The sequence below is a fragment of the Pseudomonas sp. LRP2-20 genome (assembly GCF_024349685.1).
GTDB lineage: Bacteria > Pseudomonadota > Gammaproteobacteria > Pseudomonadales > Pseudomonadaceae > Aquipseudomonas.
Window position 1 is genome coordinate 4,166,752 of record NZ_AP025944.1, and the last position, 26,121, is coordinate 4,192,872.

General features: G+C 63.0%; 24 protein-coding genes and 4 tRNA genes. 8 read left to right on the top strand and 20 right to left on the bottom strand.

The features are described from left to right. The gene (locus tag OCX61_RS18655) at positions 1-282 is read right to left on the bottom strand and encodes a hypothetical protein (protein ID WP_027919636.1); all 282 of its coding nucleotides are present in this window, start codon (positions 280-282) and stop codon (positions 1-3) included. A gap of 58 nt (positions 283-340) precedes the next feature. Beyond that, on the bottom strand, positions 341-946 hold the full coding sequence (locus OCX61_RS18660; protein ID WP_261940851.1) for an arylesterase: 606 nt from the start codon (positions 944-946) through the stop codon (positions 341-343). Positions 947-956: 10 nt separating this feature from the next. Here OCX61_RS18660 and OCX61_RS18665 point away from each other — a divergent pair, with 10 nt between their 5' ends. Both OCX61_RS18665 and OCX61_RS18670 read left to right on the top strand, forming a co-directional pair. Beyond that, positions 957-1,640 carry an ABC transporter ATP-binding protein gene (locus OCX61_RS18665; RefSeq protein ID WP_261940852.1) on the top strand — a complete coding sequence of 228 codons (684 nt, stop codon included), beginning with the start codon at positions 957-959 and terminating at the stop codon, positions 1,638-1,640. Continuing rightward, on the top strand, positions 1,640-4,147 hold the full coding sequence (locus tag OCX61_RS18670; protein WP_261940853.1) for an ABC transporter permease: 2,508 nt from the start codon (positions 1,640-1,642) through the stop codon (positions 4,145-4,147). Before OCX61_RS18665 ends, OCX61_RS18670 begins: the two co-directional genes overlap by 1 nt. Before the next feature lie 49 nt (positions 4,148-4,196). Here the strand turns inward: OCX61_RS18670 and greB are convergent, their stop codons facing one another. From greB to OCX61_RS18690, 4 genes are all read right to left on the bottom strand, one after another. Next, positions 4,197-4,670 carry a transcription elongation factor GreB gene (gene greB, locus OCX61_RS18675; protein WP_261940854.1) on the bottom strand — a complete coding sequence of 158 codons (474 nt, stop codon included), beginning with the start codon at positions 4,668-4,670 and terminating at the stop codon, positions 4,197-4,199. Positions 4,671-4,681: 11 nt separating this feature from the next. Beyond that, positions 4,682-4,990 (bottom strand): hypothetical protein, encoded by a 309-nt coding sequence (locus OCX61_RS18680; protein ID WP_261940855.1) that lies wholly within the window; start codon positions 4,988-4,990, stop codon positions 4,682-4,684. Positions 4,991-5,215: 225 nt separating this feature from the next. Continuing rightward, a complete protein-coding gene (locus tag OCX61_RS18685; RefSeq protein WP_159409591.1) occupies positions 5,216-5,650 on the bottom strand; it encodes a DoxX family protein in 435 nt (144 codons plus the stop codon). Positions 5,651-5,763: 113 nt separating this feature from the next. Then, positions 5,764-7,170 (bottom strand): MltF family protein, encoded by a 1,407-nt coding sequence (locus OCX61_RS18690; RefSeq protein ID WP_261940856.1) that lies wholly within the window; start codon positions 7,168-7,170, stop codon positions 5,764-5,766. Between the two features lie 158 nt (positions 7,171-7,328). Here OCX61_RS18690 and OCX61_RS18695 point away from each other — a divergent pair, with 158 nt between their 5' ends. From OCX61_RS18695 to OCX61_RS18705, 3 genes are all read left to right on the top strand, one after another. Then, positions 7,329-8,126 (top strand): TatD family hydrolase, encoded by a 798-nt coding sequence (locus OCX61_RS18695; protein ID WP_261940857.1) that lies wholly within the window; start codon positions 7,329-7,331, stop codon positions 8,124-8,126. 88 nt (positions 8,127-8,214) lie between these two features. Then, positions 8,215-9,693, top strand: a complete 1,479-nt coding sequence (locus tag OCX61_RS18700; RefSeq protein ID WP_261940858.1) for a methyl-accepting chemotaxis protein — start codon at positions 8,215-8,217, stop codon at positions 9,691-9,693. A 99-nt stretch (positions 9,694-9,792) separates the two neighbouring features. Next, positions 9,793-10,161 (top strand): Mpo1-like protein, encoded by a 369-nt coding sequence (locus tag OCX61_RS18705; protein WP_110631623.1) that lies wholly within the window; start codon positions 9,793-9,795, stop codon positions 10,159-10,161. 3 nt (positions 10,162-10,164) lie between these two features. On the opposite strand, the gene OCX61_RS18710 is transcribed toward OCX61_RS18705, so the two are convergent. The 3 genes from OCX61_RS18710 to OCX61_RS18720 form a co-directional block, all read right to left on the bottom strand. Beyond that, positions 10,165-10,962, bottom strand: coding sequence for an acyl-CoA thioesterase (locus OCX61_RS18710; RefSeq protein WP_261940859.1), 798 nt, complete (start codon positions 10,960-10,962; stop codon positions 10,165-10,167). Positions 10,963-11,051: 89 nt separating this feature from the next. Next, complete coding sequence (locus OCX61_RS18715; protein ID WP_261940860.1) at positions 11,052-11,819, bottom strand: CHAD domain-containing protein; 768 nt, start codon at positions 11,817-11,819, stop codon at positions 11,052-11,054. A gap of 14 nt (positions 11,820-11,833) precedes the next feature. Then, positions 11,834-12,112 (bottom strand): hypothetical protein, encoded by a 279-nt coding sequence (locus OCX61_RS18720; protein WP_085674672.1) that lies wholly within the window; start codon positions 12,110-12,112, stop codon positions 11,834-11,836. A 165-nt stretch (positions 12,113-12,277) separates the two neighbouring features. On the opposite strand from OCX61_RS18720, the gene OCX61_RS18725 reads away from it, so the two are divergent. Next, positions 12,278-13,318, top strand: coding sequence for a patatin-like phospholipase family protein (locus OCX61_RS18725; protein ID WP_261940861.1), 1,041 nt, complete (start codon positions 12,278-12,280; stop codon positions 13,316-13,318). Positions 13,319-13,690: 372 nt separating this feature from the next. Here OCX61_RS18725 and OCX61_RS18730 read toward each other — a convergent pair whose 3' ends face one another. The 11 genes from OCX61_RS18730 to OCX61_RS18780 form a co-directional block, all read right to left on the bottom strand. Continuing rightward, positions 13,691-15,562, bottom strand: a complete 1,872-nt coding sequence (locus OCX61_RS18730) for a SurA N-terminal domain-containing protein (RefSeq protein WP_261940862.1) — start codon at positions 15,560-15,562, stop codon at positions 13,691-13,693. 183 nt (positions 15,563-15,745) lie between these two features. Next, positions 15,746-16,018, bottom strand: a complete 273-nt coding sequence (gene hupB / locus OCX61_RS18735) for a nucleoid-associated protein HU-beta (RefSeq protein WP_085674679.1) — start codon at positions 16,016-16,018, stop codon at positions 15,746-15,748. A 152-nt stretch (positions 16,019-16,170) separates the two neighbouring features. Next, the gene (gene lon / locus OCX61_RS18740) at positions 16,171-18,567 is read right to left on the bottom strand and encodes an endopeptidase La (protein ID WP_261940863.1); all 2,397 of its coding nucleotides are present in this window, start codon (positions 18,565-18,567) and stop codon (positions 16,171-16,173) included. Between the two features lie 165 nt (positions 18,568-18,732). Continuing rightward, the gene (clpX, locus tag OCX61_RS18745; protein WP_054883550.1) at positions 18,733-20,016 is read right to left on the bottom strand and encodes an ATP-dependent Clp protease ATP-binding subunit ClpX; all 1,284 of its coding nucleotides are present in this window, start codon (positions 20,014-20,016) and stop codon (positions 18,733-18,735) included. A 108-nt stretch (positions 20,017-20,124) separates the two neighbouring features. Beyond that, on the bottom strand, positions 20,125-20,766 hold the full coding sequence (gene clpP, locus OCX61_RS18750; protein WP_003250240.1) for an ATP-dependent Clp endopeptidase proteolytic subunit ClpP: 642 nt from the start codon (positions 20,764-20,766) through the stop codon (positions 20,125-20,127). A 90-nt stretch (positions 20,767-20,856) separates the two neighbouring features. Continuing rightward, complete coding sequence (tig, locus tag OCX61_RS18755; protein ID WP_261940864.1) at positions 20,857-22,170, bottom strand: trigger factor; 1,314 nt, start codon at positions 22,168-22,170, stop codon at positions 20,857-20,859. A gap of 250 nt (positions 22,171-22,420) precedes the next feature. After that, the gene (locus OCX61_RS18760; RefSeq protein WP_261940865.1) at positions 22,421-22,720 is read right to left on the bottom strand and encodes a DUF6388 family protein; all 300 of its coding nucleotides are present in this window, start codon (positions 22,718-22,720) and stop codon (positions 22,421-22,423) included. Between the two features lie 454 nt (positions 22,721-23,174). Next, positions 23,175-23,250: transfer RNA gene (locus tag OCX61_RS18765), tRNA-His, on the bottom strand. A gap of 44 nt (positions 23,251-23,294) precedes the next feature. Then, a tRNA-Leu gene (locus OCX61_RS18770) sits at positions 23,295-23,379 on the bottom strand. Between the two features lie 56 nt (positions 23,380-23,435). Beyond that, positions 23,436-23,511: transfer RNA gene (locus OCX61_RS18775), tRNA-His, on the bottom strand. A 43-nt stretch (positions 23,512-23,554) separates the two neighbouring features. Beyond that, positions 23,555-23,631, bottom strand: a tRNA-Arg gene (locus tag OCX61_RS18780). 270 nt (positions 23,632-23,901) lie between these two features. Here OCX61_RS18780 and folD point away from each other — a divergent pair. Both folD and ocd read left to right on the top strand, forming a co-directional pair. Further along, positions 23,902-24,756: a bifunctional methylenetetrahydrofolate dehydrogenase/methenyltetrahydrofolate cyclohydrolase FolD gene (gene folD / locus OCX61_RS18785; RefSeq protein WP_054883547.1), complete on the top strand. Its 855-nt coding sequence runs from the start codon at positions 23,902-23,904 to the stop codon at positions 24,754-24,756. A 230-nt stretch (positions 24,757-24,986) separates the two neighbouring features. Beyond that, complete coding sequence (ocd, locus tag OCX61_RS18790) at positions 24,987-26,051, top strand: ornithine cyclodeaminase (protein WP_261940866.1); 1,065 nt, start codon at positions 24,987-24,989, stop codon at positions 26,049-26,051. Positions 26,052-26,121: the final 70 nt, after the last annotated feature.

A 26,121-nucleotide genomic window follows, 5' to 3' on the forward strand; every position in this document is an offset into this window, starting at 1 on the left:
TCAGAGCTCGGGCCAGACCGGCCGCATGCCGCGGCGCTGGGCATCGAGAATCGCCCGGCACAGGTCACACAGGCGCCCGTCACGGTAGATGCTGCGAGGCACACCGGACCAACGCGGCTGCGCAGGCAGCAGGCCGCCGCACAAGGTGCGATCGACCGGCACGCCAAGCTCGAGCTGACGGGCGACGAGGTGAACGCGGATTTCCTGGCAGGCGAACAGGTCGAGCTGCTCATCGGGCTCGATCAGTTGATAGGCAAACAAGGACCAGGCAGGGCGCGGCATCGGGGGCTCTCGAAACGGGGGGCGCAACATTAGCCGAAAGCCGCCCCCGTTTAAAGCGTCACAGCAAGGGTTTTATCGCCGGCCAGGCATTTTCCAGCAAACGTTGTTGAGCCACCTGTGCCGGATGGATGCCATCGGCCTGCATCATCCCCGGCACACCGCCCACCCCCTCGAGGAAAAACGGCACCAGCGCCACCTGCTTTTCCGTTGCCAGCTGTGCATAGACGTTGGCGAAGGCGGTGTTGTAACGCACCCCATAGTTCGGCGGCAGGCGCATGCCCAGCAGCACCACCTTGGCCCCCGCCTTGCGGGCACTTTCGATCATCGAGGCAAGATTTTGTTGCAATTGTTGCGGAGGCTGCCCACGCAGCCCGTCGTTGCCCCCAAGCTCCAGCACCACCAGGCTCGGCTTGTGCGCTGCAAGCAGCGCCGGCAGCCGCGCCTGGCCACCCGCACTGGTGTCACCACTGATCGACGCATTGACCACCTGATCGTCGAAACCTTCCTCCTTGAGCCGGGTCTGCAGCAGAGAGACCCAACCCTGGCGGATATCCAGGCCAGCACCGGCGCTGATACTATCGCCGACGACCAGCAGTGTTCCCGCCGCCGCGCTCTGGGCCAGGCAATACAGGGCCAGACCGGCACTCAACCACCACACTCGCATTGGATTCTCCATGGGCCCCAGCATTCTCGTTGCTCAGAACCTTAGCAAAGTGGTCCCCAGCGCGGAAGGCGATCTGACCATCCTGCACGCCCTCTCCCTCGACCTTGCCCAGGGCGACAGCCTGGCCATCGTCGGCGCCTCGGGTTCGGGCAAATCGACCCTGCTTGGCCTGCTCGCCGGCCTCGACCGCCCCAGCGCCGGCCAGGTCATCCTCGCCGGGCACGACCTCGGCCCACTGGACGAGGACCAGCGCGCCAGGGTGCGCGCCGAGCATGTCGGTTTCGTCTTTCAGTCGTTCCAGTTGCTCGACAGCCTCAACGCCCTGGAGAACGTGATGCTGCCACTGGAGCTGGACGGTCGGCGCGACGCCCGCGAGCAGGCCCGCAACCTGCTTGAGCGGGTCGGCCTGGGCAAGCGCCTGGCCCACACCCCGCGCCAGCTTTCCGGTGGCGAGCAGCAACGGGTCGCCATCGCCCGCGCCTTCGCCGCACAACCCGCCGTACTGTTTGCCGACGAACCCACCGGCAACCTCGACAGCCACACCGGCGAGCGCATCAGCGACCTGCTGTTCGAATTGAACAAGGAACGCGGAACCACCCTGGTACTGGTTACCCATGATGAGCGCCTGGCCCGCCGCTGCCGGCGCCAGATCCGCCTGGAAGCGGGCCGCCTGGTGGCGCCGGTGGAGGCCTGATGAAGCACATGCCGCTGTCCCGCCTGTGCGGCCTGGCCTTGCGCCAGCTGCTGCGCGATATCCGCGCCAGCGAAGTGCGCGTGCTGTTCTTTGCCCTGCTGGTGGCGGTCGCCGCGAGTACCGCCATCGGCTATTTCGGTGCTCGCCTGAATGGCGCGATGCAACTGCGCGCCAGCGAATTCCTCGGTGCCGACCTGGTATTGCAAGGCAGCGCACCGGCCCGTGACGAGCAGCTCGGCGCCGGTCAGGCACTAGGGCTGCGGCATGCCCAGGTGGTGGAATTCACCAGCGTGGTGGGTGGCGATGCTGGCATCCAGCTATCGAGCATCAAGGCGGTCGATAGCGCCTACCCATTGCGCGGCCAGGTGCGCAGTGCCGCCGCGCCCTATGGCGAAGAAACCCCAGGAGGCGGCCCGGCCCCCGGGGAGGCCTGGGTCGAACCTCGCCTGCTCGCGGCCCTGGGGCTTGAAGTCGGCGACAGCATCGATGTCGGCATGAAAACCTTGCGCATGAGCCGCGTACTGACCTATGAACCCGATCGCGCCAACAACTTCTATAGCCTGACGCCCCGCGTGCTGATGAACCTGGCTGACCTGCCGGCCACCGGGGTCATCCAGCCAGGCAGCCGGGTTTCCTACCGCGACTTGTGGCGCGGCGATGCCGAAGCCCTCGCGCACTATCGCAAGGCCGTGGAAAACAACCTTGCCGCCAGCCAGCGCCTGCTCGACACCCGCGATGGCAACCGGCAGATCGGCGGCGCCCTGGGCAAAGCCGAGCGCTACCTGAACATGGCCAGCCTGGTCGCAGTGCTGCTGGCAGGCGTGGCCGTGGCGCTCTCGGCCAGCCGCTACGCCGCGCGCCGCCTGGATGCCAGCGCCTTGCTGCGCTGCCTGGGGCTGTCGCGGCACCAGGCGCTGGGCTTGTATTGCCTGCAACTGGCGATGCTCGGGCTGGTCGCCGCCCTGGCCGGCGCCCTGCTCGGCTGGCTCGCGCAACTGGGCCTGTTCCACCTACTGCACGACCTGCTGCCCAGCGTGGTGCCAGCCGGGGGCATGCTTCCGGCACTGGCCGGCATCGCCACCGGCCTGGTGGCCCTGGCCGGTTTTGCCTTGCCGCCGCTCGCCGCGCTGGGCCAGGTACCACCGTTGCGCGTGCTGCGCCGCGATCTGCTGCCCGTGCCACCGAGCAGCTGGCTGGTGTATGGCGCCGCCCTGCTCGCCCTGGGCCTGATCATGTGGCGCCTGAGCCTTGACCTGCTGCTGACCTTCGCCCTGCTCGGTGGCGGCCTGATCGCCGCGCTGCTGCTGGGCGGGCTGCTGTTGCTCGGCTTGCAAAGCCTGCGCAAGGCACTCGCTGGCGCACCGCTGACCTGGCGCCTGGGCCTTGGCCAGTTGCTGCGCCACCCGATGGCGGCAGCCGGGCAAGCCCTGGCCTTCGGCCTGATCCTGCTGGCCATGGCCTTGGTTGCGCTGCTGCGGGCAGAGTTGCTCGACACCTGGCAGGCACAACTGCCCAAGGACGCGCCCAACCACTTTGCCCTGAACATCCTGCCCGCTGACCGCGAACCGTTCGCCCAGCGCCTGCGCGAGGTGAATGCCAGTTCGGCGCCGCTCTACCCGGTGACGCCAGGCCGGCTGATTCAGATCAACGATGAACCGGTGCAACAGGTCGTCAGCAAGGATTCCGCCGGCGAGCGAGCGGTACAACGCGACCTCAGCCTGACCTGGGCCGCCGACCTGCCTGAGGGCAATACGCTAAGCGCGGGCAACTGGTGGCAGGCGCTGCCTGGCGGCAATGAAATCCCCGGCGTGTCGGTCGAGGCCGAGCTGGCTGCCAGCCTCAAGCTGCAACTGGGCGACCTGCTGACCTTCGACATCGGCGGCGAGCAGCGCCAGGCGCGGGTCAGCAGCCTGCGCCGGGTGCACTGGGACAGCTTCCAGCCGAACTTCTACATGATCTTCCAGCCGGGCACCCTGCAGGGGCTGCCAACCACCTACCTGACCAGCTTCTACCTGGCCCCAGGCCATGACCTGGACGTGGTCGCACTGTCGCGGGCGTTCCCGGCGGTGACCATCCTGCAGGTCGATGCCTTGCTCGAACAGCTCCGCAGCATCCTTGCTCAGGTCACGCTGGCGGTCGAGTATGTCTTGCTGTTCGTGCTGGCGGCGGGGCTTGCGGTATTGTTCGCCGGGCTGCAGGCGACACTGGACGAGCGGATTCGCCAAGGCGCCTTGCTGCGCGCACTGGGGGCCGCGCGCCCCTTGCTGGTCAGGGCCCGGCGCATCGAGTTCGGTTTGCTGGGGGCGGCCAGCGGGGCCTTGGCGGCACTGGGGTGCGAGCTGATCACCCTGGTGCTGTATCGCTATGCGTTCGACCTGCAGTGGAGCCCGCATCCGTGGTTGCTGGTGCTGCCCGTGGTTGGGGCGCTGCTGGTGGGTGGGGCGGGGGTATTGGGAACACGGCGAGCACTGAATGCCAGCCCGCTGGCGGTACTGCGGGAAGGTTGATGGTTGCCTGTCCCGGCCCGGCGAACTGGCCGGCACAGGCACTCCCAATTCATTGCCCGTAGTGGATGCTGTTCACATACCAGGTCGCTTGGCCGGTCGGCGTATTCACCACCACTTCATCACCCTCCTCCTTCTTGAGCAGGGCCCGGGCCATCGGCGAGTCGATCGAGATGTAGTCGTTGCGGCCATAGATCTCGTCATACCCGACAATGCGAAACTTCAGGGTCTCGCCATCATCGTTCTCGATCTCGACCCAGGCACCGAAGAACACCTTGCCTTCCTGCTGCGGCGAGTAGGCGACCACCTTCACGTCTTCAAGGCGCTTGCGCAGATAGCGGACCCGGCGGTCGATCTCACGCAGCAGCTTCTTGTTGTACTGATAGTCGGCGTTCTCGCTACGATCGCCCAGCGAAGCGGCCCAGGTCACTTTCTGGGTGATTTCCGGGCGATACACCCGCCACAGATGGTCCAGCTCCTTCTTCAGGGCCTCGTGACCTTCCGTGGTGATGATGTTGGTGCTCAACGGCGCGCTCCTCAGCGTCGGGTAATCAGGCCCTGGCGCGCAATGCGGGTAAGCTCGCCAATGACCTGGGCTGCGTCTTCGCGGGCTGGCGCCTGGATCACCGCCAGGTCGAAGCGGTCGTTGCCGAACTGCTCCAGGCGGCATGCATCTTCGGCGAACTGGATGAGAAAGGCACGAGCCTGCCCCTTGCGGCGGGACAACCCTTCAAGATGACGCAAGAGTGTGGGCTGATGCTGGCCACCGAGCAGGATGCGCGGTGTGCGGGAAGCCTGGTTGGCAGGCAATGGGCTCAAACAGACACTGGTACGTGGACAACTCATGGAGCTTCTCTCCGCCTCGCGAATCCCGCTGGGCAGCGGTGGGAGGCGTCACCGAACCAGCGCTTTAGCGGTATTTCGGATAACCCGGAGAGGGGCCAGTCCTGCGCCCCGCAAGTAGCTGTTTAAATCGGCGCAGGCGGTATGCTAGAGCGACAAGCCGCAAGCTGCAAGCCCCAAGCTGAAATGCGTTCGGCTTGGGGCTTGCAGCTTGCGTCTCGCGACCTGTCAGCGGGCGATCAGGCGGTCCAGGGACAGGCGGCCCGCGCCTTCGATCAGTACCGCCACGGTGCCGGCCAGCAGCGCCAGGGCGAACTCATAGCCGTTGTTCGACATGAACAGGCCGTTGTTGATGTGTACCGAGAAGATCGCCACGACCAGGGTCACCGTCAGTGCCAGTGCGGCCGGGCGGGCCAGCAGGCCGATCACCAGGGCCAGGCCGCCAAAGAACTCGGCGCTGCCGGACAGCAACGCCATCAGGTAGCCCGGCGCCAGGCCGATGCTTTCCATCCATTGGCCGGTGCCTTCCAGGCCGTAGCCACCGAACAGGCCGAACAGTTTTTGCGCGCCATGCGCCATGAAGATCACACCGACCAGGATGCGGATCACGCTCAGGCCCAGGCCTGCGCGAGTGGAAAGCAGCTTGCTGATTGCGTTGTTCATTTCGAAGCGTCCTTGAAAGCGGGATGTTGTGTTGGGATGGGCGCCATCATAATCAATTCAATAGATATGAAAATCGCAAAAAACCCAACATAACAATCGACAAAATTGATTTGTCAGCGAATGACCACCCGCTCCAGTGCCGTGCGTTCGCGATTGAACGCCAGGAAGTACTTGTTGACGCTGTTGACGAAGTTGACCGGCCCCATGCCGACCTGCTCCATGGCGATGCGCTCGGTCTGGAAGAACCACTGGTTACCATTGAGGCCGCGCTTGCGAGCCTCGGCGCGCATGGCCTGCACCCGCTCCGGGCCCAGGTTGTAGGCCGCCAGCACAAACGCCATGCGTTCGCGCTCGTTGATCTGCGGGCTGGCGAAGAACTTGCGGCGGATCAGCGCCAGATAGCGCGCACTGGCCTGGACATTGCCATCGACCGTGCCGGTGTCGCTGACCCCCACCCGTTGCGCAGCCGACGGGGTGATCTGCATCAGGCCGTGTGCCCCACCGCTACCGCGCGCCGCAGGGTTCAGGGTCGATTCCTTGAAGGCCAGGGCAGCCAGGTTCAGCCAGTCGATCTGCTGCGCCTCGCCATGCTTCTGCAACACCGGGCGCAGTGCATTCAAGCGTTGACGGTCCTTGCGCGCCAAGGGGTTGTGCACGCGATACTGGCGCCGGTAGATGCGCTCGAAGGCCGCATCCTGGTTTTCCGGCGCGCGATACCCCTGGAGAAAGCGATCGACCGTGGCCAGCAGCATCGTCGCATCGCGCCGCACATACCAACGCATGGCCTGCGCTTGCCCCAGTTGCACCCGGCTGTCCAGGCGCAAGTTCGGCATGACCCTGGCCCAGCGCTGGGCGATCGGGCGCTCCACCATGGTCAATGGATAGATGCCGGCCTGGACCATTTCCAGCACATCTTCCACAGCCAGGGTCGAATCGACCCATTCGATCTTGATCGGCGGCCGCTTGCGCAGCGCCAGTTGCTGGTTGATCTGCTGAATCACCGCCCCTGCCGCACTGGCACTGGTCAACGCCACCGTACGCCCGGACAGCTGCTCGGCGCGGGTGTAGCTGCGCTCGCCCTTGCGCCCGACCAGCAACAGCGGCACCTGGTCCAGTACCGGCGCACTGCTGTTGACGCCGCCTGTCACCGCCGGGTCCAGCAGCTCGCCCGGCGCGGCCAGGTCACCCTCACCGCGCTGCAGGGCGCCCAGCAGTTGTTCCTTGGCCCGCGGAATGATCTTCAGGCGGATCTGCTGGCCATCCCCGGCCCGGGCATTGAGGTAATGCTCCAGCCCGCGCAGGCGGTAATACTCGACCCCCACCGGCTCGCCCTTGATCTCACCCGAACTGTTGCGGCTCTGGTTGACCAGCACCCGCAGCACCTTGCTGCTGCGAATCTGCTGCAGGTCACGGGAGGTGTTCGCCGGTACGTTCTGCTGTGGCCCCGGCAGGCGCGCGTAGGCCGGGCCGACCGTGGTCAGCCCGAGCATCAGCAACAGGGTCAGCAGGTATCGCAGCATGCGAAATCGTGTCCGTGGTCGGTGGGCGGCAGCCATGGTGATACGCGCGATCTAGAGAAATGACGCTAAAAGACCACGGCAAGCGCCTGAAGTTCTTGGCTTTTTCCGAATATCACGCTTTTTGCTATGCTGGCCGCCCCGCGGCACGAGGTAGCACCATGCAACTGATCGATATCGGCGTCAACCTGACCAACAGCAGTTTCCATGACCAACAGGCCGCCATCGTCGAGCGCGCCATCGAGGCCGGCGTTGTGCAGATGGTACTGACCGGCACCAGCCTTGAGGTCAGCGAACAGGCACTGGAGCTGTGCCAGCAGCTCGATGGCGACGGCCAGCACCTGTTCGCCACGGCTGGCGTGCACCCACATGATGCCAAGTCATGGGATGGCAACAGCGAGCGGCGACTGCGCCAGCTGTTGGCTGAAGCACGCGTGCGCGCTGTCGGGGAATGCGGGCTGGATTTCAACCGTGACTTCTCCCCTCGCCCACTGCAGGAAAAAGCCCTGGAAGCCCAGCTGGCACTGGCGGCCGAACTGTGCCTGCCAGTGTTCCTGCACGAACGCGATGCCAGCGGGCGGCTGCTGGCCATCCTCAAGGATTACCGCGACCACCTGCCAGCCGCCGTGGTGCATTGCTTCACGGGTGAGCGCGACGCCTTGTACGCCTACCTGGACATGGACCTGCACATCGGCATCACCGGCTGGATCTGTGACGAGCGTCGCGGCACCCACCTGCACCCGCTGGTGGGCAACATTGCCGAGGGCCGGCTGATGCTGGAAAGCGATGCGCCGTACCTGCTGCCACGCAGCCTGCGGCCGAAGCCGAAAAACGGCCGTAACGAGCCGGCATTCCTGACCGAAGTGCTGCGCGAAGTAGCCCAGCATCGCAACGAAAGCCTCGAGCACTGTGCCCAGCACACCAGCGCCACGGCCAAAGCTTTCTTCCAGCTTCCTTGACACATGTCATGAGCGTCGCTCGAGTGAGCGGGCACAATGATGGCACCTTGCCAATAATGTTTCCGCTCAACTCAGAGAAGACCTACCCATGGGTGCCTGGCTTAGCAATATTTCCCTGAAGTACAAATTCTGGGCCGTCAACGCAGTGGCCTTCGTCACGACCTTGCTGCTGGTGCTTTATGCAGTGCACCTGGAGCAACGCGCCCGCGCCGATGCCGCGCAGGCCCAGGCGCAAGCCCAAGCCGAGCTGCTGGCCGCCTGGCCCGCCGGGCAGCCCCTGCCGCGCCAGGCCAACCTGATTACCTGGCAGCCCGGGCAGACCCCGACCTACGCGGGTGAAAACCTCGAAGCCCTGGCCAACGGGCAAGGCTGGGTCACGCTACCGGCGGCCTGGGTCCTCGGCAACAACCCGCTGCGCGGTGCCCAGGTGCTGCACCATGGCGACCAGCAACTGGCCGTGCTGGCAGCCGCACCGAGCCTGCGCCAGGTCTTTCTCGACCGCTTCAGCAACTACGCGGTCTGCGTGCTGATCCTGATGCTGGCAATGCTTGCTGCCTCGCAGCTGCTGATCCGCTTCCTGCTGAGCCAGCTCAATACCCTCAAGGACGTGATGCTGCACGTGGAAAAGACCGGCGACCTGTCGGCCCGCGTCCCCCTGGCCTGCGGCGACGAAGTCGGCCAGATGGCCGGTGCCTTCAACGCCATGCAGGCCACCTACCACCGCGTGGTCAGCACCGTCGCCCACACCGCCGCGCAACTGGACTCCGGTGCCGCGCGCCTGGCCGCGAGCATGAACGAAGTGCGCCATGGCATGCTCGGCCAACAGAGCGAGACCGATCAGGCCGCCACGGCGATCAATGAAATGTCAGCCACCGTGCACCATATCGCCCAGCATGCCGGCGCCACCCGGGACTTGTCGCAGACCGCCGACACCCTCGCCGGCAGCGGCAAGGAAGTGGTCAGCCGGGTGCAGGATTCGATCGCCGGGCTCTCCAGCGGCGTACAGCAAACTGCCGAAATGATTCGCCAGCTCGCCGACGACAGCCAGAAGATCAACAGCGTGGTCGGGGTCATTCACAGTATTGCCGAACAGACCAACCTGCTGGCACTCAACGCCGCCATCGAAGCCGCGCGCGCAGGGGATCTGGGCCGGGGCTTTGCCGTGGTCGCCGACGAGGTGCGCAACCTGGCCAAGCGCGTACAGACGTCCACCGATGAAATCACCCGCATGGTCGCCGACCTGCAAGCCGGTACCCGCGATGCCGTGGAGTTCATGCAGGAGAGTTCGTACAAGGCCGACGATTGTGTCCGGCAGGCTCAGGAGGCCGGCGCGGCACTGGCCGAGATTACCGGCGCAGTCGCGCAGATGCGCGAGAGCAACACGCAGATTGCCGTCGCCGCCGAGCAGCAAAGCCAGGTGGCTGAAGAAATGAACCGCGCGGTGGTGAGCATCCGCGATGTCACCGAAGAGACTGTGCAGCAGACCGTCGGCTCGGCCACCACCAGCAGCCAGTTGGCGACCCTTGCCGGCGAGTTGAGCAAGGCCATTGGCCAGCTCAAGCTATAGTCGCCATAGCCAGCCTCGATTGGCCCCGCCCTCGGGGCCGCACTAAGCTTTGGGCATGATTGCAACGAAGCGCGCAACCAAGCGCGCGAGGAACCGCCCATGAGCAAACGACTGCCCAACCTGCACGCCTGGCAATGGCGTGGCTACCACCACAATCACCGGCACCCGACCAACCTGGTGTTGCACCTGATCGCCGTACCGCTGTTCATCCTCGGCGCCCTGCTGGTGCTGTCCGGCCTGTTCGCCCTGGACCTGGGGCAGATCGCCGTCGGCGTCATTGCCCTGATCGCCGGCCTGGGCCTGCAGCGCCACGGGCATCGCCTGGAAGCCGAACAACCCGAACCGTTCGCCAACCGCAAGGACGCCGTGCAGCGGCTGCTGACCGAGCAGTTCGTCACTTTCCCGCGTTTCGTGCTCAGCGGTGCCTGGTGGAAGGCCTGGCGCGAACGGCACAAGCACCGGCGCTGATGATCAGGCGAACACCGTCACCGTCTGCCGGCTCAAGGCCAGCAACTCCCCTTGCGCGCTCCATAGTGCTGCCGCCGCATGCCCGTAGCCATCGCGGGCATACTCGGTCTCGACACGGTAACGGCACCAGTCCAGCGTCGACAGTTTCGCCGTCGGCTGGATGAACTCGATGGTCCAGGTCAGCGTGCTGCCCGCCGCCGGTTGCTTGAGGAACGGCATCAGGCTCGGTGGCCAGGCATCCACCAGCGCCAGCAGGTGCGCCTCGTTGACCTGCTCTTCGGCCACATCGCGCAAACGTACCCAGCCGCCCATGTGGCGCGACTGATTGCCACTGAACGGCAGCCCCCCCACCGCCCAGCGCAAGGCGACATGGCGCATGAACTCCGGGGTGACGCCCTTGATGTAGGGCAACTCCGGCGCCGCGTGTTCAAGTGGTTTCATCTCCGCCGCAGGTGCAGCTGCAACATCGACCACCGATGATCGGCCGGCACCGAAGCTGCCCTGCACCAGCGTCACCACCTGGCCTTCCTGAATGGCCCGCCCCAGCAGCGTGCTGACCGCCTTGCCCTCGCGCAGCACTTCGACTTCGAAACGAATGGGCACATCCGCCGCAGCCGGGCTGACGAAGGTGATGGCCAGCGAGCGCACCGGGCGATCATCGGAGAGCTTCATGCGCATGCGTTCATGAACCATGGCCGCCATCAGGCCACCGAACACGGCACGCCCCTGGGCCCAGGTGGGCGGAATGCTGACCGCGTCGGGGGTTTCCCGCACGGCGTCGAGCAGTTGGTTGAAATTCATCGGCCGGCTCCTGGCTGTATGGCGAACGGTCCGCCCATACTAGCCAGCAAACTTCGCCCGATCAGCCCGCAAATCGGTCATTTGCCGGGCTAACGCTGCTTGAGCGCCGCCTGCAGCGCGTCCAGGGCGAGATCGGACTTGCGCTCGGCCTCGAGCAGTTCCTGTTGCCAGGCGGCTGTGCAAGGTGCCAGGTCGGCATGCTCCTTGGCCTGCAGCAACCACTGCAAGCGGTCATGCCACTCCCCCAGATCGCTCTGGGCCCTCTTCAGCAGGCGCTGCAGTTTCTTGCCGGCATGATCGAGTTGCGGATAGGCCTCGTCACCGTAGCGCGCGCGCTTGATCAGCAGGCGCAATCGGTGGCGATCATGGGCGGGGTCCTGCAGGGCCTTGCGCAACTTGTGCCACTGCTTGACCAGGCGCTTGTCGATGCGCTTGCCCAGCGACCTGGCCAGCCCCTCGCGATCCGCCGCACGCAAAAACAGCGGGAACGCATCGACAATCGCCAGCACCCGGGTCAGCTGCGGGCTGTCGGCAATGCTGGCGAATGTCCTGTCCCGCCCTGCCAGACGCCGCTGCCCGGCCTCGGCATGACCGCGCCTGATCAGCTCAACCGCCAGTACCTCGCGATCACGCAGGGGCGTGGTCAAGGTCCCCAATGACTTGGCCGCCGCCTCCAGCTGCTCGATCCCAGGCAGGCCCTGCAAGGGCCGCAACAGGCTGCGCAGGCGCCGCAGGTTGATGCGCAGGTCGTGCAGGGCCTCGCTGTCGGTATCGGCAGCCAGGCGCTCGCGACAGGCCAGCAGGCGCACCTGCAAGGCCAGTAGCTGGGCAACGACATGATCGAGCATGGCGGACATGTGTCGCTCCTTGGTCAGCGCCCGGCGCGCGACTCACGAATGTAGAAGCGGGCTTTTTCGGCTTTGTGGGTGCACCCTTCGTACCCTTCGAATTGCTGCTGCGTCTTGGCACCGGTCAGCAGCGACAGGGCCTTGGAATAGCTGACGGTACCGGCAAAACCTTCGGCCTTGGCCAGGTCCAGCTCCTTCCAGGCGGCATCCAGCTGAGTCGCGCAGCTCTCGCGGTAGGCCGTCTTGCCCGCGCAGCCAGCAAGGGCCAGGGCGATCAGTGGAAGGCAGATCCAGGCTTTCATCAGTAATACCTCAAAGGTCAAAAGAGTGGCTGTTCGACGCCGGTGCGATTGAAAAGTGCCCGGCCCGATGTGCTTTGCTTAGAGTAGTTCAGCACGCTCTGGATTGAAGCACAGGCGGCGATGAGTGCATTGTAGGGCCAGGGTTGTACCAGCCGGGGAAAGCTCATGAGCAAACGTGTGGCATTGGTGTTGGGATCGGGAGGCGCTCGTGGGTATGCCCATATCGGCGTGATCGAGGAAATCGAACGGCGCGGCTACGACATCGCCTGCATCGCTGGCTGCTCCATGGGCGCGGTGATTGGCGGTATCTACGCGGCAGGTAAGCTTGACGAATACCGTAACTGGATCGAAAGCCTGGACTACCTGGATGTGCTGCGCCTGGTCGACGTCAGCTTTCGCCTTGGCGCGATCCGCGGTGACAAGGTGTTCGGCCAGATTCGCAAGATCGTCGGCGACATAAACATCGAGCAGTTGCGAATCCCCTACACGGCAGTCGCGGCCGACCTCACCAACCAGCAGGAAATCTGGTTCCAGGAAGGCTGCCTGCATCAGGCCATGCGTGCTTCGGCGGCGATTCCAAGCTTGTTCACACCGGTGATGCAGGGTAACCGCATGCTGGTCGATGGCGGCATCCTCAACCCCCTGCCGATCGTACCTGTGGTGTCCAGCCACTGTGACCTGATCATCGCGGTCAACCTCAACGCCACCAACCAGAAGCAATACCAGTTGCCCGTGATCGAACGCCCGGCAGCCTTCAAGATGCGCTTCGACGCCCTGCTCAGCTCACTCGGCTCGCGCCTGCCGTTTCGGCGCAAGCCTGCCGAAGAGCTGATTCGCATCGAGCAGGAGATCGTCGCCGAAGGGCTGGCGCCCCCCAACCCGTGGCTGGCCGACACGGCCGACCCCGAGGCCCAGCAACCCGCTGCGGCGCCCGAGCGGGAAGGTGCGCCGAAGTCGGCAACCGGCTCGTTCATCATCGACAACGTCGGGCCGGCCTCGCTGCTCGACCTGATCAACCAGAGCTTCGAGGTGATGCAGACGTCGCTGGCGCAGTACAAGATTGCCGGGTATCCGCCGGATGTGCTGATCAACGTGCCCAAGCGGGTATGCCGGTTCTTCGAGTTCTACAAGGCGCCGGAGCTGATTGCCCTGGGGCGGGAGATTGCGCGGGACACGCTGGATAACTACGAAGGCGAGAAACGCTAGGTGCCGGGTTGCCTGTGCCGGCCTCTTCGCGGGTGAATCGGGGCGCTGAACCGCCGCTCCCACAGGGACTGTGCGCTGCGCTGTACTTGTGGGAGATCACCCAGCCCTGTCGGCTGCGCTGTCGCTTAGAGAACTTAGTTCGCAAGCAGTCCGCCTACCCTGTGGGAGCGGCTTTAGCCGCGAAGAATCCAACGCGGTGATGGCACCGGCTGCGCCGGTGTTCGCGGCTAAAGCCGCTCCCACAGTGTCCCTGCTAATTCAATGAGTTATGTGCAGTCCCATGAGAGCGGGTTCACCCGCGAGGAGGACGGCACAGGCAGCAGAAATGAAACAGGCCGCATCTAGCGGCCTGTTTCATCATGCATGCATCACTCAGTAGCGGGTGATGTCGGCAGTGCCTTCCAGCTGCTTGCGGTAGGCCGCGAAGTCCTGCTGGCCAGCACGCGATGCGAGGTAGCGGCGGATCTGCTGCTTCTCTTCGTCGCTGGCGGCGGCGCCTTCATTGACGCCCTTGAGCTGCAGCACGACCAGGCTGCCGTCAGCCAGGACCACACTGCCGTAGACCGGCTTGTCCTTGGCTTGCGGCTTGGGCAGGCGGAACAGCGCCTGCAACTCGGCCGGGTCGATACCGTCCTGACCACGGGTCACAGCCTCGCGCGTCTTCCACTCCTGGCCGTCGTGAGCGCCAGCAGCAGCGATGGAACCATCACGCAGGCCGGCAATCAGCTTGTCCGCCTTGGCCTTGAGTTCGGCGGTCGCCTTCTCCTTGGCCAGGTGTTCGCTGATGTTCTTGGCCACGGCTTGCAGCGGCAGTTGCTCCGGCTTGCGGTGCTCCTTGACGCGCAGCACCACGGTGGTTTCCGGGTCGAGCTCGATGGCGGTGCTGTTGGCACCTTCATCCATCACCTCTTCGGAGAACGCCGCCTGGATCACACCACGGTTGGCCGTGATGCCCTCGCCGCCTTCGCGACCGAACGCTGCGGAGGTCTGCACCTTGAGGTTCAGGTCCTGGGCCGGCTGGGCCAGGTCGGAAGCCTCGTAGGCAGCATCCTGCAGCTGCTTGCTGGCATCGACGTAGCGCTGTTCGACCAGCGGGGTCTTCAGGTCGCGGGTCAGCTTGTCCTTCAGGCTGGCGAAGCTCGGCACTTCAGGCGCCTGCTTGCCCAGCAGCTTGATCAGGTGGTAGCCGAACTCGGTGCGCACCGGGGCCGAGACCTGGCCATCGTTGAGCTTGTACAGGGCGTCTTCGAAGGCCGGGTCATACACACCCGGGCCCGCGAAGCCGAGGTCGCCGCCATTGCTGGCCGAACCCGGATCCTGGGAGAACTCCTTGGCCAGCTTGGCGAAATCTTCACCCTTGGCCAGGCGCTGTTCGATCTCTTCGGCACGGGCCTTGGCCTGGGCGTCGGTGACCTTGTCGTTGACCTCGATGAGGATATGCGCGGCATGGCGCTGTTCGGCGAGGTTGGCGATTTCCTTCTCGTACTGGGCCTTGAGCTCTTCGTCGGTGACCTTGACCTGATCGAAGAACGCCGACTTCTTCAGCTCGATGTAGTCGATGACCACCTGGTCCGGGGTCATGAACTCCTTGGCGTGCTGGTCGTAGTGCGCCTTGACTTCGTCATCGCTGACCTTGACCGCAGCCGGGTTGGCCTTGAAGGTCAGGGCAGCGAAATCGCGGGTCTGGTTTTCCAGGCGGGCAAAGGCGTCGACCTGCTGGTCGGTGACGAAGCTGCTGCCGGCAATACCGGTACGCAGCTGGCCGATCAGCATCTCTTCGGCAAGCATGTCGCGGAATTGCATGCGACCATAGCCCATCTGGCGGATGACCTGGTCGAAACGATCGGCGCTGAACTTGCCATCGACCTGGAATTCCGGCGTCTGCAGAATCACTTGATCCAGCGCGGCTTCAGAGAAGGCGAACTTGGCGTCTTCGGCACCCTGCAGCAGCAGTTTGCGATCGATCAGGCCTTTGAGCGCGGCGTCACGCAGCAGCTTTTCATCCAGCAGCGCTGGGTCAAAATCCTTGCCCAACTGTTGCATCAGCTGGCGGCGCTGCATGTCGGCGGCCTGGCTCAGCTCATTCTGGCTGATGGTGTCGCCGTTTACCTTGGCCGCGTCCTGGCTGTGGGTGGCGGCCTTGAAAATAGCTTCGAAGCCGGTCAACGCCATCAACACGACGATAAGGCCGATGATGGTCTTGGCAATCCAACCTTGTGAATTGTCCCTGATATTTTGCAGCATGCGTCCCCCAGAAACGGCTGTACCACTGCGTCGACAACCGCGGAGCGTGGGTAGAATCCTGATAAAAGAAAGGCGCATCCGAGGATGCGCCTTTTCTTAGCAAACGTGTCAGGCGGGAACGTTTGCGGCCCGCCATCAGCGTGCTCGGACCTGGCCAGGCCAGGTCCGGCTGAAAGAGACGACTTAGTTGACGGCGTCTTTCAGGCCTTTGCCAGCCTTGAAGCCTGGAACCTTGGCGGCCGCGATCTTGATCGCCTTGCCGGTTTGCGGGTTGCGGCCGGTGCGCTCGGCGCGCTCCTTGACCGAGAAGGTACCGAAACCAACCAGTACCACATCGTCACCTTGCTTCAGGGCACCGGTAACGGAGTCAATGACTGCGTCCAGCGCACGGCCGGCTACAGCTTTCGGGATGTCAGCAGATGCGGCGATAGCGTCAATCAGTTCCGACTTGTTCACTCTAAGTCCCCTTATTTCTCTATTGAGTTTGTTTCTAAGTATGTAATGAAAAGCTTATGAAACGTGCGCCGGGTGGCAGCTTGACAATAGCGTGCCGCTTTATAGCAAGGCCCCGAAAAAACTGTCAAGGAAAGCCCCCCAGCCAAAAACTACTAATGCGTGCTGATTCTTTCCTTAGCATCGCCGTCGCGTTTGTCATCTTTCGCGACAATCTCCGGAGCCACATCTGGCAAGGGCTCCGGGGCGTATTGCAGCGCAATTTGCAGGACTTCGTCAATCCATTTGACCGGTTTGATCTGCAGATCCTGTTTGATATTTTCCGGAATTTCCTTCAGATCGCGAACATTCTCCTCGGGAATGATCACCGTCTTGATCCCGCCACGGTGTGCAGCCAGCAGTTTTTCCTTCAACCCGCCGATGGCCAATACCTGGCCACGCAGGGTGATTTCACCGGTCATGGCCACATCGGCACGCACCGGGATCTGCGTCAGCGCCGACACCAGCGCGGTGCACATGCCGATACCGGCGCTCGGGCCGTCCTTCGGCGTGGCGCCTTCGGGCATGTGGATATGCACGTCGTGCTTCTCGTGGAAGTCGGCGGCAATCCCCAGACTGCGGGCGCGGCTGCGGACCACGGTCTGCGCGGCAGTGATCGACTCGACCATGACATCACCCAGCGAGCCGGTCTTGATCAGCTGACCCTTGCCAGGGATGACCACCGACTCGATGGTCAGCAGTTCGCCGCCCACCTGGGTCCAGGCAAGGCCGGTGACCTGGCCGATCTGATCCTGCTGCTCGGCCAGGCCGTAGCGGAACTTGCGCACGCCAAGCAAGTGCTCGAGCTGCTCGCTGGTGACCTTGACCTTGACCTTTTTCTGCCCGGTATGTTCCTTGACCACCTTGCGGCAGACCTTGGCAATCTGGCGCTCCAGGCCCCGTACACCAGCTTCGCGGGTGTAGTAACGAATGATGTCACGAATCGCCGAGACGTCGATGTCCAGCTCTTCGGCCTTCAAACCGTTGGCCTTGACCTGCTTGGGCGTCAGGTACTTGACCGCGATGTTGATCTTCTCGTCCTCGGTGTAGCCCGGCAGGCGGATGACTTCCATGCGGTCAAGCAGCGCCGGCGGAATGTTCATCGAGTTCGAGGTGCACAGGAACATCACATCCGAGAGGTCGTAATCGACTTCCAGGTAGTGGTCGTTGAAGTTGTGGTTCTGCTCAGGGTCGAGCACTTCCAGCAGCGCCGAGGCCGGGTCGCCACGCATGTCGCTGCCCATCTTGTCGATCTCGTCGAGCAGGAACAGCGGGTTGCGCACACCCACCTTGGTCATCTTCTGGATCAGGCGGCCAGGCATCGAACCGATGTAGGTACGACGGTGACCACGAATCTCGGCTTCGTCACGCACGCCGCCCAGGGCCATGCGCACGAACTTGCGGTTGGTCGCGGCAGCGATCGACTCGGCCAGCGAGGTCTTGCCGACGCCAGGTGGGCCAACCAGGCACAGTACCGGGCCACGGATCTTCTTCACCCGCTTCTGCACGGCGAGGTACTCGAGAATGCGTTCCTTGACCTCTTCCAGGCCATAGTGGTCGGCATCGAGAATCTCTTCGGCCTTGGCCAGGTCCAGTCGCACCTTGCTCTGGGCCTTCCACGGCACCTGCACCAGCCAGTCGAGGTAGGACCGCACCACGGTAGCCTCGGCGGACATCGGCGACATCTGCTTGAGCTTGTTCAGCTCGGCCTGGGCCTTGGTCAGGGCGTCTTTCGGCAGGCCAGCGGCTTCGATGCGCTTTTTCAGCTCTTCGACTTCGTTGTGGCCTTCGTCACCATCGCCGAGCTCCTTCTGAATGGCCTTCATCTGCTCATTCAGGTAGTACTCGCGCTGGCTGCGCTCCATCTGCTTCTTGACCCGGCCACGGATACGCTTCTCGACCTGCAGCAGGTCGATTTCGGCATCCAGCAGTGCCAGTACGTGCTCGACCCGGGTCGACAGGTCGACGATCTCGAGGATTTCCTGCTTCTGCTCGATCTTCAGCGCCATGTGCGCGGCCATGGTATCGACCAGGCGACCGGGCTCTTCGATGCTGTTCAGCGACGACAGTACTTCGGCGGGGACTTTCTTGCCCAGTTGCACGTACTGCTCGAATTGCGACAGCAGCGTGCGCACGAAGACCTCCGACTCGCGCTCGGCAGCGTCGGTTTCGTCGATCAGGGAAACTTCGGCACGGATGTGCCCTTCTACTTCGGTGAAACGCTCGACCGCGCCACGCTGCTCACCCTCGACCAGCACCTTGACAGTGCCATCGGGCAGTTTCAGCAGTTGCAATACGGTAGCGACGGTACCGACCCGATACAAAGCGTCTTCGCCTGGATCGTCATCGGCTGGGTTCTTCTGGGCCAGCAGCAGAATTTGCTTCTCGCCCGTCATCGCGGCCTCGAGGGCTTCGATAGACTTCTCACGCCCCACGAACAGTGGGATGACCATGTGCGGATAGACGACGACATCGCGCAATGGCAAAAGAGGCAAGTCGAGGGTGGTCTTCATGATTTCGCCTCTACAGCGGCCTTATGGCCGGAAACCGGTGGAAATGATGCTTGGACCTAATGTGGGGGCACGCTTGGGAAATTACAAGCGCTCGCATAGGAAAAGCAGAAAGGGGCCCGTAGGCCCCTTTCTTGCTTGCTGCCATCACCCGGCATCTACCTGGAATCAGGCGTCGGGCGCGGCCTTGGCTTGCGGCTCGCTGTTCTCGTAGATCATCAACGGCTGCGAGGTGCCTTCGATGACGCTCTCGTCGATCACCACCTTGCTGACATCCTTCTGCGAAGGAATCTCGTACATGGTGTCGAGCAGCACGCCTTCGAGGATCGAACGCAGGCCACGGGCGCCAGTCTTGCGCTCCAGGGCTTTGCGCGCGACTGCCTTGAGGGCGTCGGTGCGGAACTCGAGGTCCACGCTCTCCATCTCGAACAGCTTGGCGTACTGCTTGGTCAGGGCATTCTTCGGCTCGGTGAGGATCTGCATCAGCGCAGCCTCGTCCAGCTCGTCGAGGGTCGCCAGCACTGGCAGACGACCGACGAACTCAGGGATCAGGCCAAACTTGACCAGATCGTCCGGCTCGACTTCGCGCAGCGATTCGCCGACCTTCTTGCCCTCTTCCTTGCTGCGTACTTCGGCGCCAAAACCGATGCCACCCTTGGTGGAGCGGTTCTGGATGACCTTTTCCAGGCCGGAGAAGGCGCCACCGCAAATGAACAGGATGTTGCGGGTATCAACCTGCAGGAATTCCTGTTGCGGGTGCTTGCGGCCGCCCTGAGGCGGAACCGAAGCAACGGTGCCTTCGATCAGCTTCAGCAATGCCTGCTGCACGCCTTCACCCGAAACGTCACGGGTAATGGACGGGTTGTCCGACTTGCGCGAGATCTTGTCGATCTCGTCGATGTAGACAATGCCCATCTGGGCCTTTTCCACGTCGTAGTCGCACTTCTGCAACAGCTTCTGAATGATGTTCTCGACGTCCTCACCCACGTAACCGGCTTCGGTCAGGGTGGTGGCGTCAGCAATGGTGAACGGTACGTTCAACAGACGTGCAAGGGTTTCGGCGAGCAGGGTCTTGCCCGAGCCGGTAGGCCCGATGAGCAGGATGTTGCTCTTGCCGAGTTCGACTTCGTCGCCCTTCTTGTCACGCTGATTCAGGCGCTTGTAGTGGTTATACACCGCTACCGACAGCACCTTCTTCGCGCGCTCCTGACCGATGACGTACTGGTCCAGGATGCCGCTGATTTCTTTCGGCGAAGGCAATTTGTGCGCGCTGCTCTCGGCCTGGGCTTCCTGCACCTCCTCACGGATGATGTCGTTGCACAGGTCGACGCACTCGTCGCAGATAAATACCGAGGGCCCGGCAATCAGTTTGCGCACTTCGTGCTGGCTTTTGCCGCAGAAGGAGCAATAAAGCAATTTGCCGCTGTCCTCGCCGTTACGGGTGTCAGTCATTCGATCGATCCAATCCGGTAGGCTTGCAACACAAGATGAAGGCAATTGCGGGCTTTTTCAAGTCCGCAGGTAGGCGCTTTGCGCACCTACCTGCTCTGGCACCTGGGTTCAGGAGGCCAGTTGCCGCTTGTCGTACACCGAGTCGATCAGGCCGTACTCGGCCGCGCGCGAGGCGCTCATGAAATTGTCACGCTCGGTGTCACGCTTGATGGTCTCGAGTTCCTGGCCGGTGTGGTAGGCCAGCAGCTCGTTCAGGCGCGCCTTGATATTGAGGATTTCCTGGGCGTGGATCTCGATATCGGTGGCCTGCCCCTGGAAACCACCCAGTGGCTGGTGAATCATCACGCGCGAGTTCGGCAGGCAGTGACGCTTGCCCTTGGCACCCGCGGCCAGCAGGAATGCACCCATGCTGCAGGCCTGGCCGATGCAGATAGTCGAGACGTCCGGCTTGATGAATTGCATGGTGTCGTAGATCGACATGCCTGCAGTCACCGAGCCGCCTGGGGAGTTGATGTACAGATGGATATCCTTGTCCGGGTTTTCCGCTTCAAGGAACAGCAGCTGCGCCACCACCAGGTTGGCCATGTAATCCTCTACCGGGCCAACCAGGAAAATCACTCGCTCCTTCAACAGGCGCGAGTAGATGTCGTAGGCACGTTCGCCACGGGCGGACTGCTCGATAACCATCGGGACCAGGCCGCCTGCGGCCTGGATGTCAGAGCTCTGCTGAATATAAGAATTGCGGGACATGTCCTGCGCTCACTCCCAAATAGTCATGGCTTGATAACGCACAAGCCAGCTCGAAGGCTGGCTTGTGGGGGTTCCTACGAGAGAAGCCTGTTACTCAGCGGCGGCAGGAGCCTGTGCTGGCTTAACGGCATCTTCGTACGAGACCGATTTGTCGGTCACAGTCGCTTTCTGCAGAACAGTATCTACAACTTGTTCTTCCAGCACAACCGAACGGACTTCGTTCAGTTGCTGGTCGTTCTTGTAGTACCAGGAGATGACCTGCTCAGGCTCTTGGTAAGCCGAGGCCATTTCTTCGATCATTTCGCGAACCTTGTCTTCGTCCGGCTTCAGCTCGAACTGCTTGACCACTTCAGCGACGATCAGGCCCAGGACCACACGGCGCTTGGCTTGCTCTTCGAACAGCTCGGCTGGCAGCTGCTCAGGCTTGATGTTGCCACCGAACTGCTGAACAGCCTGCACGCGCAGACGGTTGACTTCGTTTTCCAGCAGCGCCTTCGGCACTTCGATCGGGTTGGCAGCCAGCAGACCGTCCATGACCTGGTTCTTGACCTTGGTCTTGATCGCCTGGCGCAGTTCACGCTCCATGTTCTTGCGAACTTCGGTGCGGAAGCCTTCCAGGGTCGACTCTTTGATGCCGAACTGGGCGAAGAACTCTTCGTTCAGCTCTGGCAGCACAGGTGCGGAAACACTGTTGACGGTGATGGTGAACTCGGCGGCCTTGCCGGCCAGGTCCAGGTTCTGGTAGTCCTCTGGGAAGGTCACGTTGACAACGCGCTCTTCACCCGCCTTGGCGCCAACCAGGCCGTCTTCGAAGCCAGGGATCATGCGACCGGAACCCAGTACCAGCTGGGTGCCCTTGGCGGAACCGCCGGCGAACACTTCACCGTCGACCTTGCCGACGAAATCGATGTTGACCTGGTCGTCGTTCTGCGCGGCGCGCTCGACAGCCTCGAAACGGGTGTTCTGCTTGCGCAGGACTTCCAGCATGTTGTCCAGGTCGGCGTCGGCCACTTCGGCGCTCAGGCGCTCGACGTTGATCGAGTCGAAGCCGGCAACGGTGAACTCTGGGAACACTTCGAAGATGGCAACGAATTCCAGGTCCTTGCCCTTCTCGAAGGACTTCGGCTCAACGGCCGGAGCGCCAGCCGGGTTCAGCTTCTGCTCGACGATGGCTTCGTAGAAGGAAGCCTGGACCAGGTCACCGAAAGCCTCTTGACGGGCATCGGCCTCAAAACGCTGACGGATCACGCTCATCGGCACCTTGCCTGGGCGGAAGCCCGCGACCTTGGCGCGCTTGGCAGTCTGTTGCAGACGCTTGTTGACTTCGTTCTCGACGCGCTCGGCCGGAACGGCGATGGTCATGCGGCGCTCGAGAGCGGAAGTGTTTTCAACAGAAACTTGCATGGATATTCCTCGTTGCACAGACGTTAGCCGGCGATAGCCCGACTCCAGAATCAAGGGCAAACATTCTAGTGAGTCACGCACCAGAAGTCACCCCACCCGGGACGACGGGAAACCACGCCGGTCGATTAACTTGCATGGCCCGCACGCTGAAGTGCCAGGCCTCTTTATATAGAAGGCAACGCAACGCCCACTGGCGCCCCGCAGCCGAAATACCTTGTCAAACAACTGCCGGTACGAAAGCGACGCCGTCTTATTCGGGATCGATCTCGTTGAACTGGCAGTACTCTTCCCACTCCATACCCAGCGCCTCGGCCACTTCGCGATGGGTCTCCAGGCGCATGGCCTGCAGCTGCTCGGGGCTTTCGGCGATCAACTGCAAGGCCAGCTCCCAAGGCTGAACCCCCTGCTCATCGGCGGCATCCTCGAAGGCCCACTCGATCTGCTGGGCCTGCTCACGCGGATCCAGCTCGCGGATCTCCTCGAGCAGTTGCGGATTGGCCTCAGCGAAGCGCTGCAGCGCCAGGGCCTGGCGGGCTTCTTTTGCAATCATCAGGCTGTTCCTCTGCCGGCCAACTGGGCCGGTGTTTCAACCGGCTGAAATCTAACAGCTTTTATTGGGGTGCCACCAGAGGATTGCAAGGGGGGATTGAGTTGTGGCTGCGAAGTTTCTGGCTTGAGCCTTTGGGCGCCTGCCAGATCGAGCGCCGCCCGCGCAGCGCATCGCGAGCTGCGCTCGCTCCTACGTTTGTTTCTGGCCAATTATTCCTGGGGGATTTGCGCGCGAACGCCTTGGCGCCTGACTCGATATCGCGTCGTACAAACCAGGCGGTCGCGCGCGCCTGTTACAGGCATTACTGGCCCGAAACAAACGTAGGAGCGAGCGCAGCTCGCGATGCGCCGCGCGGGCGGCGCTCGATCTCAATGCCAACACATGACCCAAGCCATGACCCCAGCAGAAACAACAAAGGCGCCCGATCTCACGATCAAGGCGCCTTTGAAAAATATGGGGTGGACGATGGGAATCGAACCCACGACAACTGGAATCACAATCCAGCGCTCTACCAACTGAGCTACGCCCACCATATTGCGGTGTTGCAGTGTTGCGATACAGCCTTACAGAAGCATGGTGCGGACGAAGAGACTCGAACTCTTACAGCTTGCGCCGCTGGAACCTAAATCCAGTGTGTCTACCAATTTCACCACGTCCGCGTAACGCTTAAAACAAAGGCGCCAGATTGTTCAATCAAAGGCGCCTTCGTCAAATATGGGGTGGACGATGGGAATCGAACCCACGACAACTGGAATCACAATCCAGCGCTCTACCAACTGAGCTACGCCCACCATATTGCATTACAGCCTTACTTGCTTGCCCAAGCTGCCTAAATGGCGCACCCGGCAGGACTCGAACCTGCGACCATCCGCTTAGAAGGCGGATGCTCTATCCAGCTGAGCTACGGGCGCTTAAGCTTTAAGCCTAACTGAACGAGGCTTTAACAGGTAACTGCTAAACCACTCATTCTGCCCGACTTCGCCAACCAGTGCTAGGCTGTGCCCGACAAGTGCGGCGAATCTTATAGGCGAGCCTCCGGGGCGTCAACACCTTTCTCCAAAAAATTTAAATTATTTAAGGGGTTAGGGGATTTGCCCGACCACCCGCCTTTGCCCTTGGGCGATGTCGTGCGAGAATGCGCCCTCTTTATTGTTCCTTTCTCGATGGTTAATCACGCGTCTATGACTGCACACCTAATCGATGGCAAGGCGATCGCCGCCAACCTGCGCAAGCAGATCGCTCAACGTGTCGAGGAGCGTCGCCAGCAAGGCCTGCGCACGCCGGGCCTGGCGGTGATCCTGGTCGGCACCGACCCCGCCTCCCAAGTCTATGTCTCGCACAAGCGCAAGGACTGCGAAGAGGTCGGCTTCATCTCCCAGGCATTCGACCTGCCCAGCGAGACCACGCAGCAAGCGCTGACCGAGCTGATCGACCGCCTCAACGACGACCCGGCCGTCGATGGCATCCTGCTGCAACTGCCGCTGCCGGCGCACCTGGACGCCTCGCTGCTGCTCGAGCGCATCCGCCCCGACAAAGACGTCGACGGCTTCCACCCATACAACATCGGCCGCCTGGCCCAGCGCATTCCACTGCTGCGCCCGTGCACGCCCAAAGGCATCATGACCCTGCTGGAAAGCACCGGTCAGGACCTGTACGGCATGAACGCGGTCATCGTCGGCGCGTCCAACATCGTTGGCCGCCCGATGGCCATGGAGCTGCTGCTGGGCGGCTGCACCGTGACCGTCTGCCACCGCTTCACCAAGGACCTGGCAGGCCACGTCGGCCGCGCCGACCTGGTGGTCGTGGCCGCCGGCAAGCCGGGCTTGGTCAAGGGTGAGTGGATCAAGGAAGGCGCCATCGTCATCGACGTCGGCATCAACCGCCAGGAAGATGGCAAGCTGGTGGGTGATGTGGTCTACGAGACCGCCCTGCCGCGCGCTGGCTGGATCACGCCGGTTCCAGGTGGCGTCGGGCCGATGACCCGTGCCTGCCTGCTGGAGAACACGCTGTATGCAGCTGAAGAGCTGCACAAGTAAGACAGCGTGACCTGAAAGCGGCACCTCTGGCAGGTGCCGTTTTTTTTGCCTGAAACGCCTGGCCATCTGCCACAGCCTCCCTACCTGGCCACAGCCGATTCGGCTGTCGCCTGCGCGAAATCAGCCGCCCCCGCTGCCGCCAGCCCCCGCTTCAGCCAGCATCGCAACGCTCCGCGCCCGACAATATCTCCAGAGCCCACACTGGAAGCGTCGCCGCAAGGAGACCCATCATGACCCGCTATATCGATGTGCAAGACCTCGCCCGCCTGGTCAACCGCAAAGGCCTGCCCACCTGCCTGGTGGAGATGGCCGAGTACATCCGCCAGGACTACCTGCGCTGGCAGGCCTTCGAGAAATGCGTACGGGTGGCCAACCACTCCCCCGGCGGCGTCATCGAGCTGATGCCGGTTTCCGATGCCAGCCTGTACGCCTTCAAGTACGTCAATGGGCACCCGAAAAACACTCAGCACGGCCTGCCCACGGTAATGGCTTTCGGCACCCTGGCCGATGTCGACACCGGCACCCCGCTGCTGCTCAGCGAGATGACCCTGACCACGGCGATCCGCACCGCAGCCACTTCGGCACTGGCAGCCCGCTACCTGGCACGCGAGGACAGCCGCAGCATGGCGCTGATCGGCAACGGCTCGCAGAGTGAATTCCAGGCCATCGCCTTCAATACCCTGGTGGGCATCGACGAGATCCGTCTGTACGACATCGACCCGGCCGCCACGGCCAAGCTGGTGGCCAACCTGGCCGGCCGCCCTGGCCTGAAGTTGATCGTCGCCGGCTCGGTTGCCGAAGCGGTGCGCGGCGCCGATATCGTCACCACCGTGACGGCCGACAAGGCCTACGCAACCATCCTCACGCCGGAAATGATCGAGCCGGGCATGCACCTGAACGCCGTGGGTGGCGACTGCCCAGGCAAGACCGAACTGCACCGTGACATCGTCGAACAGGCACGGGTGGTCGTCGAATACGAGCCGCAAAGCCGTGTCGAGGGCGAGATCCAGCAAATGCCTGAAGATTCACCGGTGGTCGAATTCTGGCAGGTGGTCGCGGGGCTTGTTCGAGGCCGTGAGGATGCGCGGCAAGTGACCTTGTTCGACTCGGTCGGATTTGCCCTGGAGGACTACTCGGCCTTGCGCTATGTGCTGGACACCGCACGCATGCTCGGCATTGGTCAGGACATCACGCTGGTGCCGAAGCTGGAAGACCCGAAAGACCTGTATTCGCTGCTACAACCACGCGTGGTTGGCGTACGGTCGATGCGCAAGGCAGACACTGCCTGCGCCTGATGCACCTCGGGGCCGCGCAGCGGCCCCGGATTACGCCTACCCTGTCCATGCCCACTCTCGAAAGAAGCCC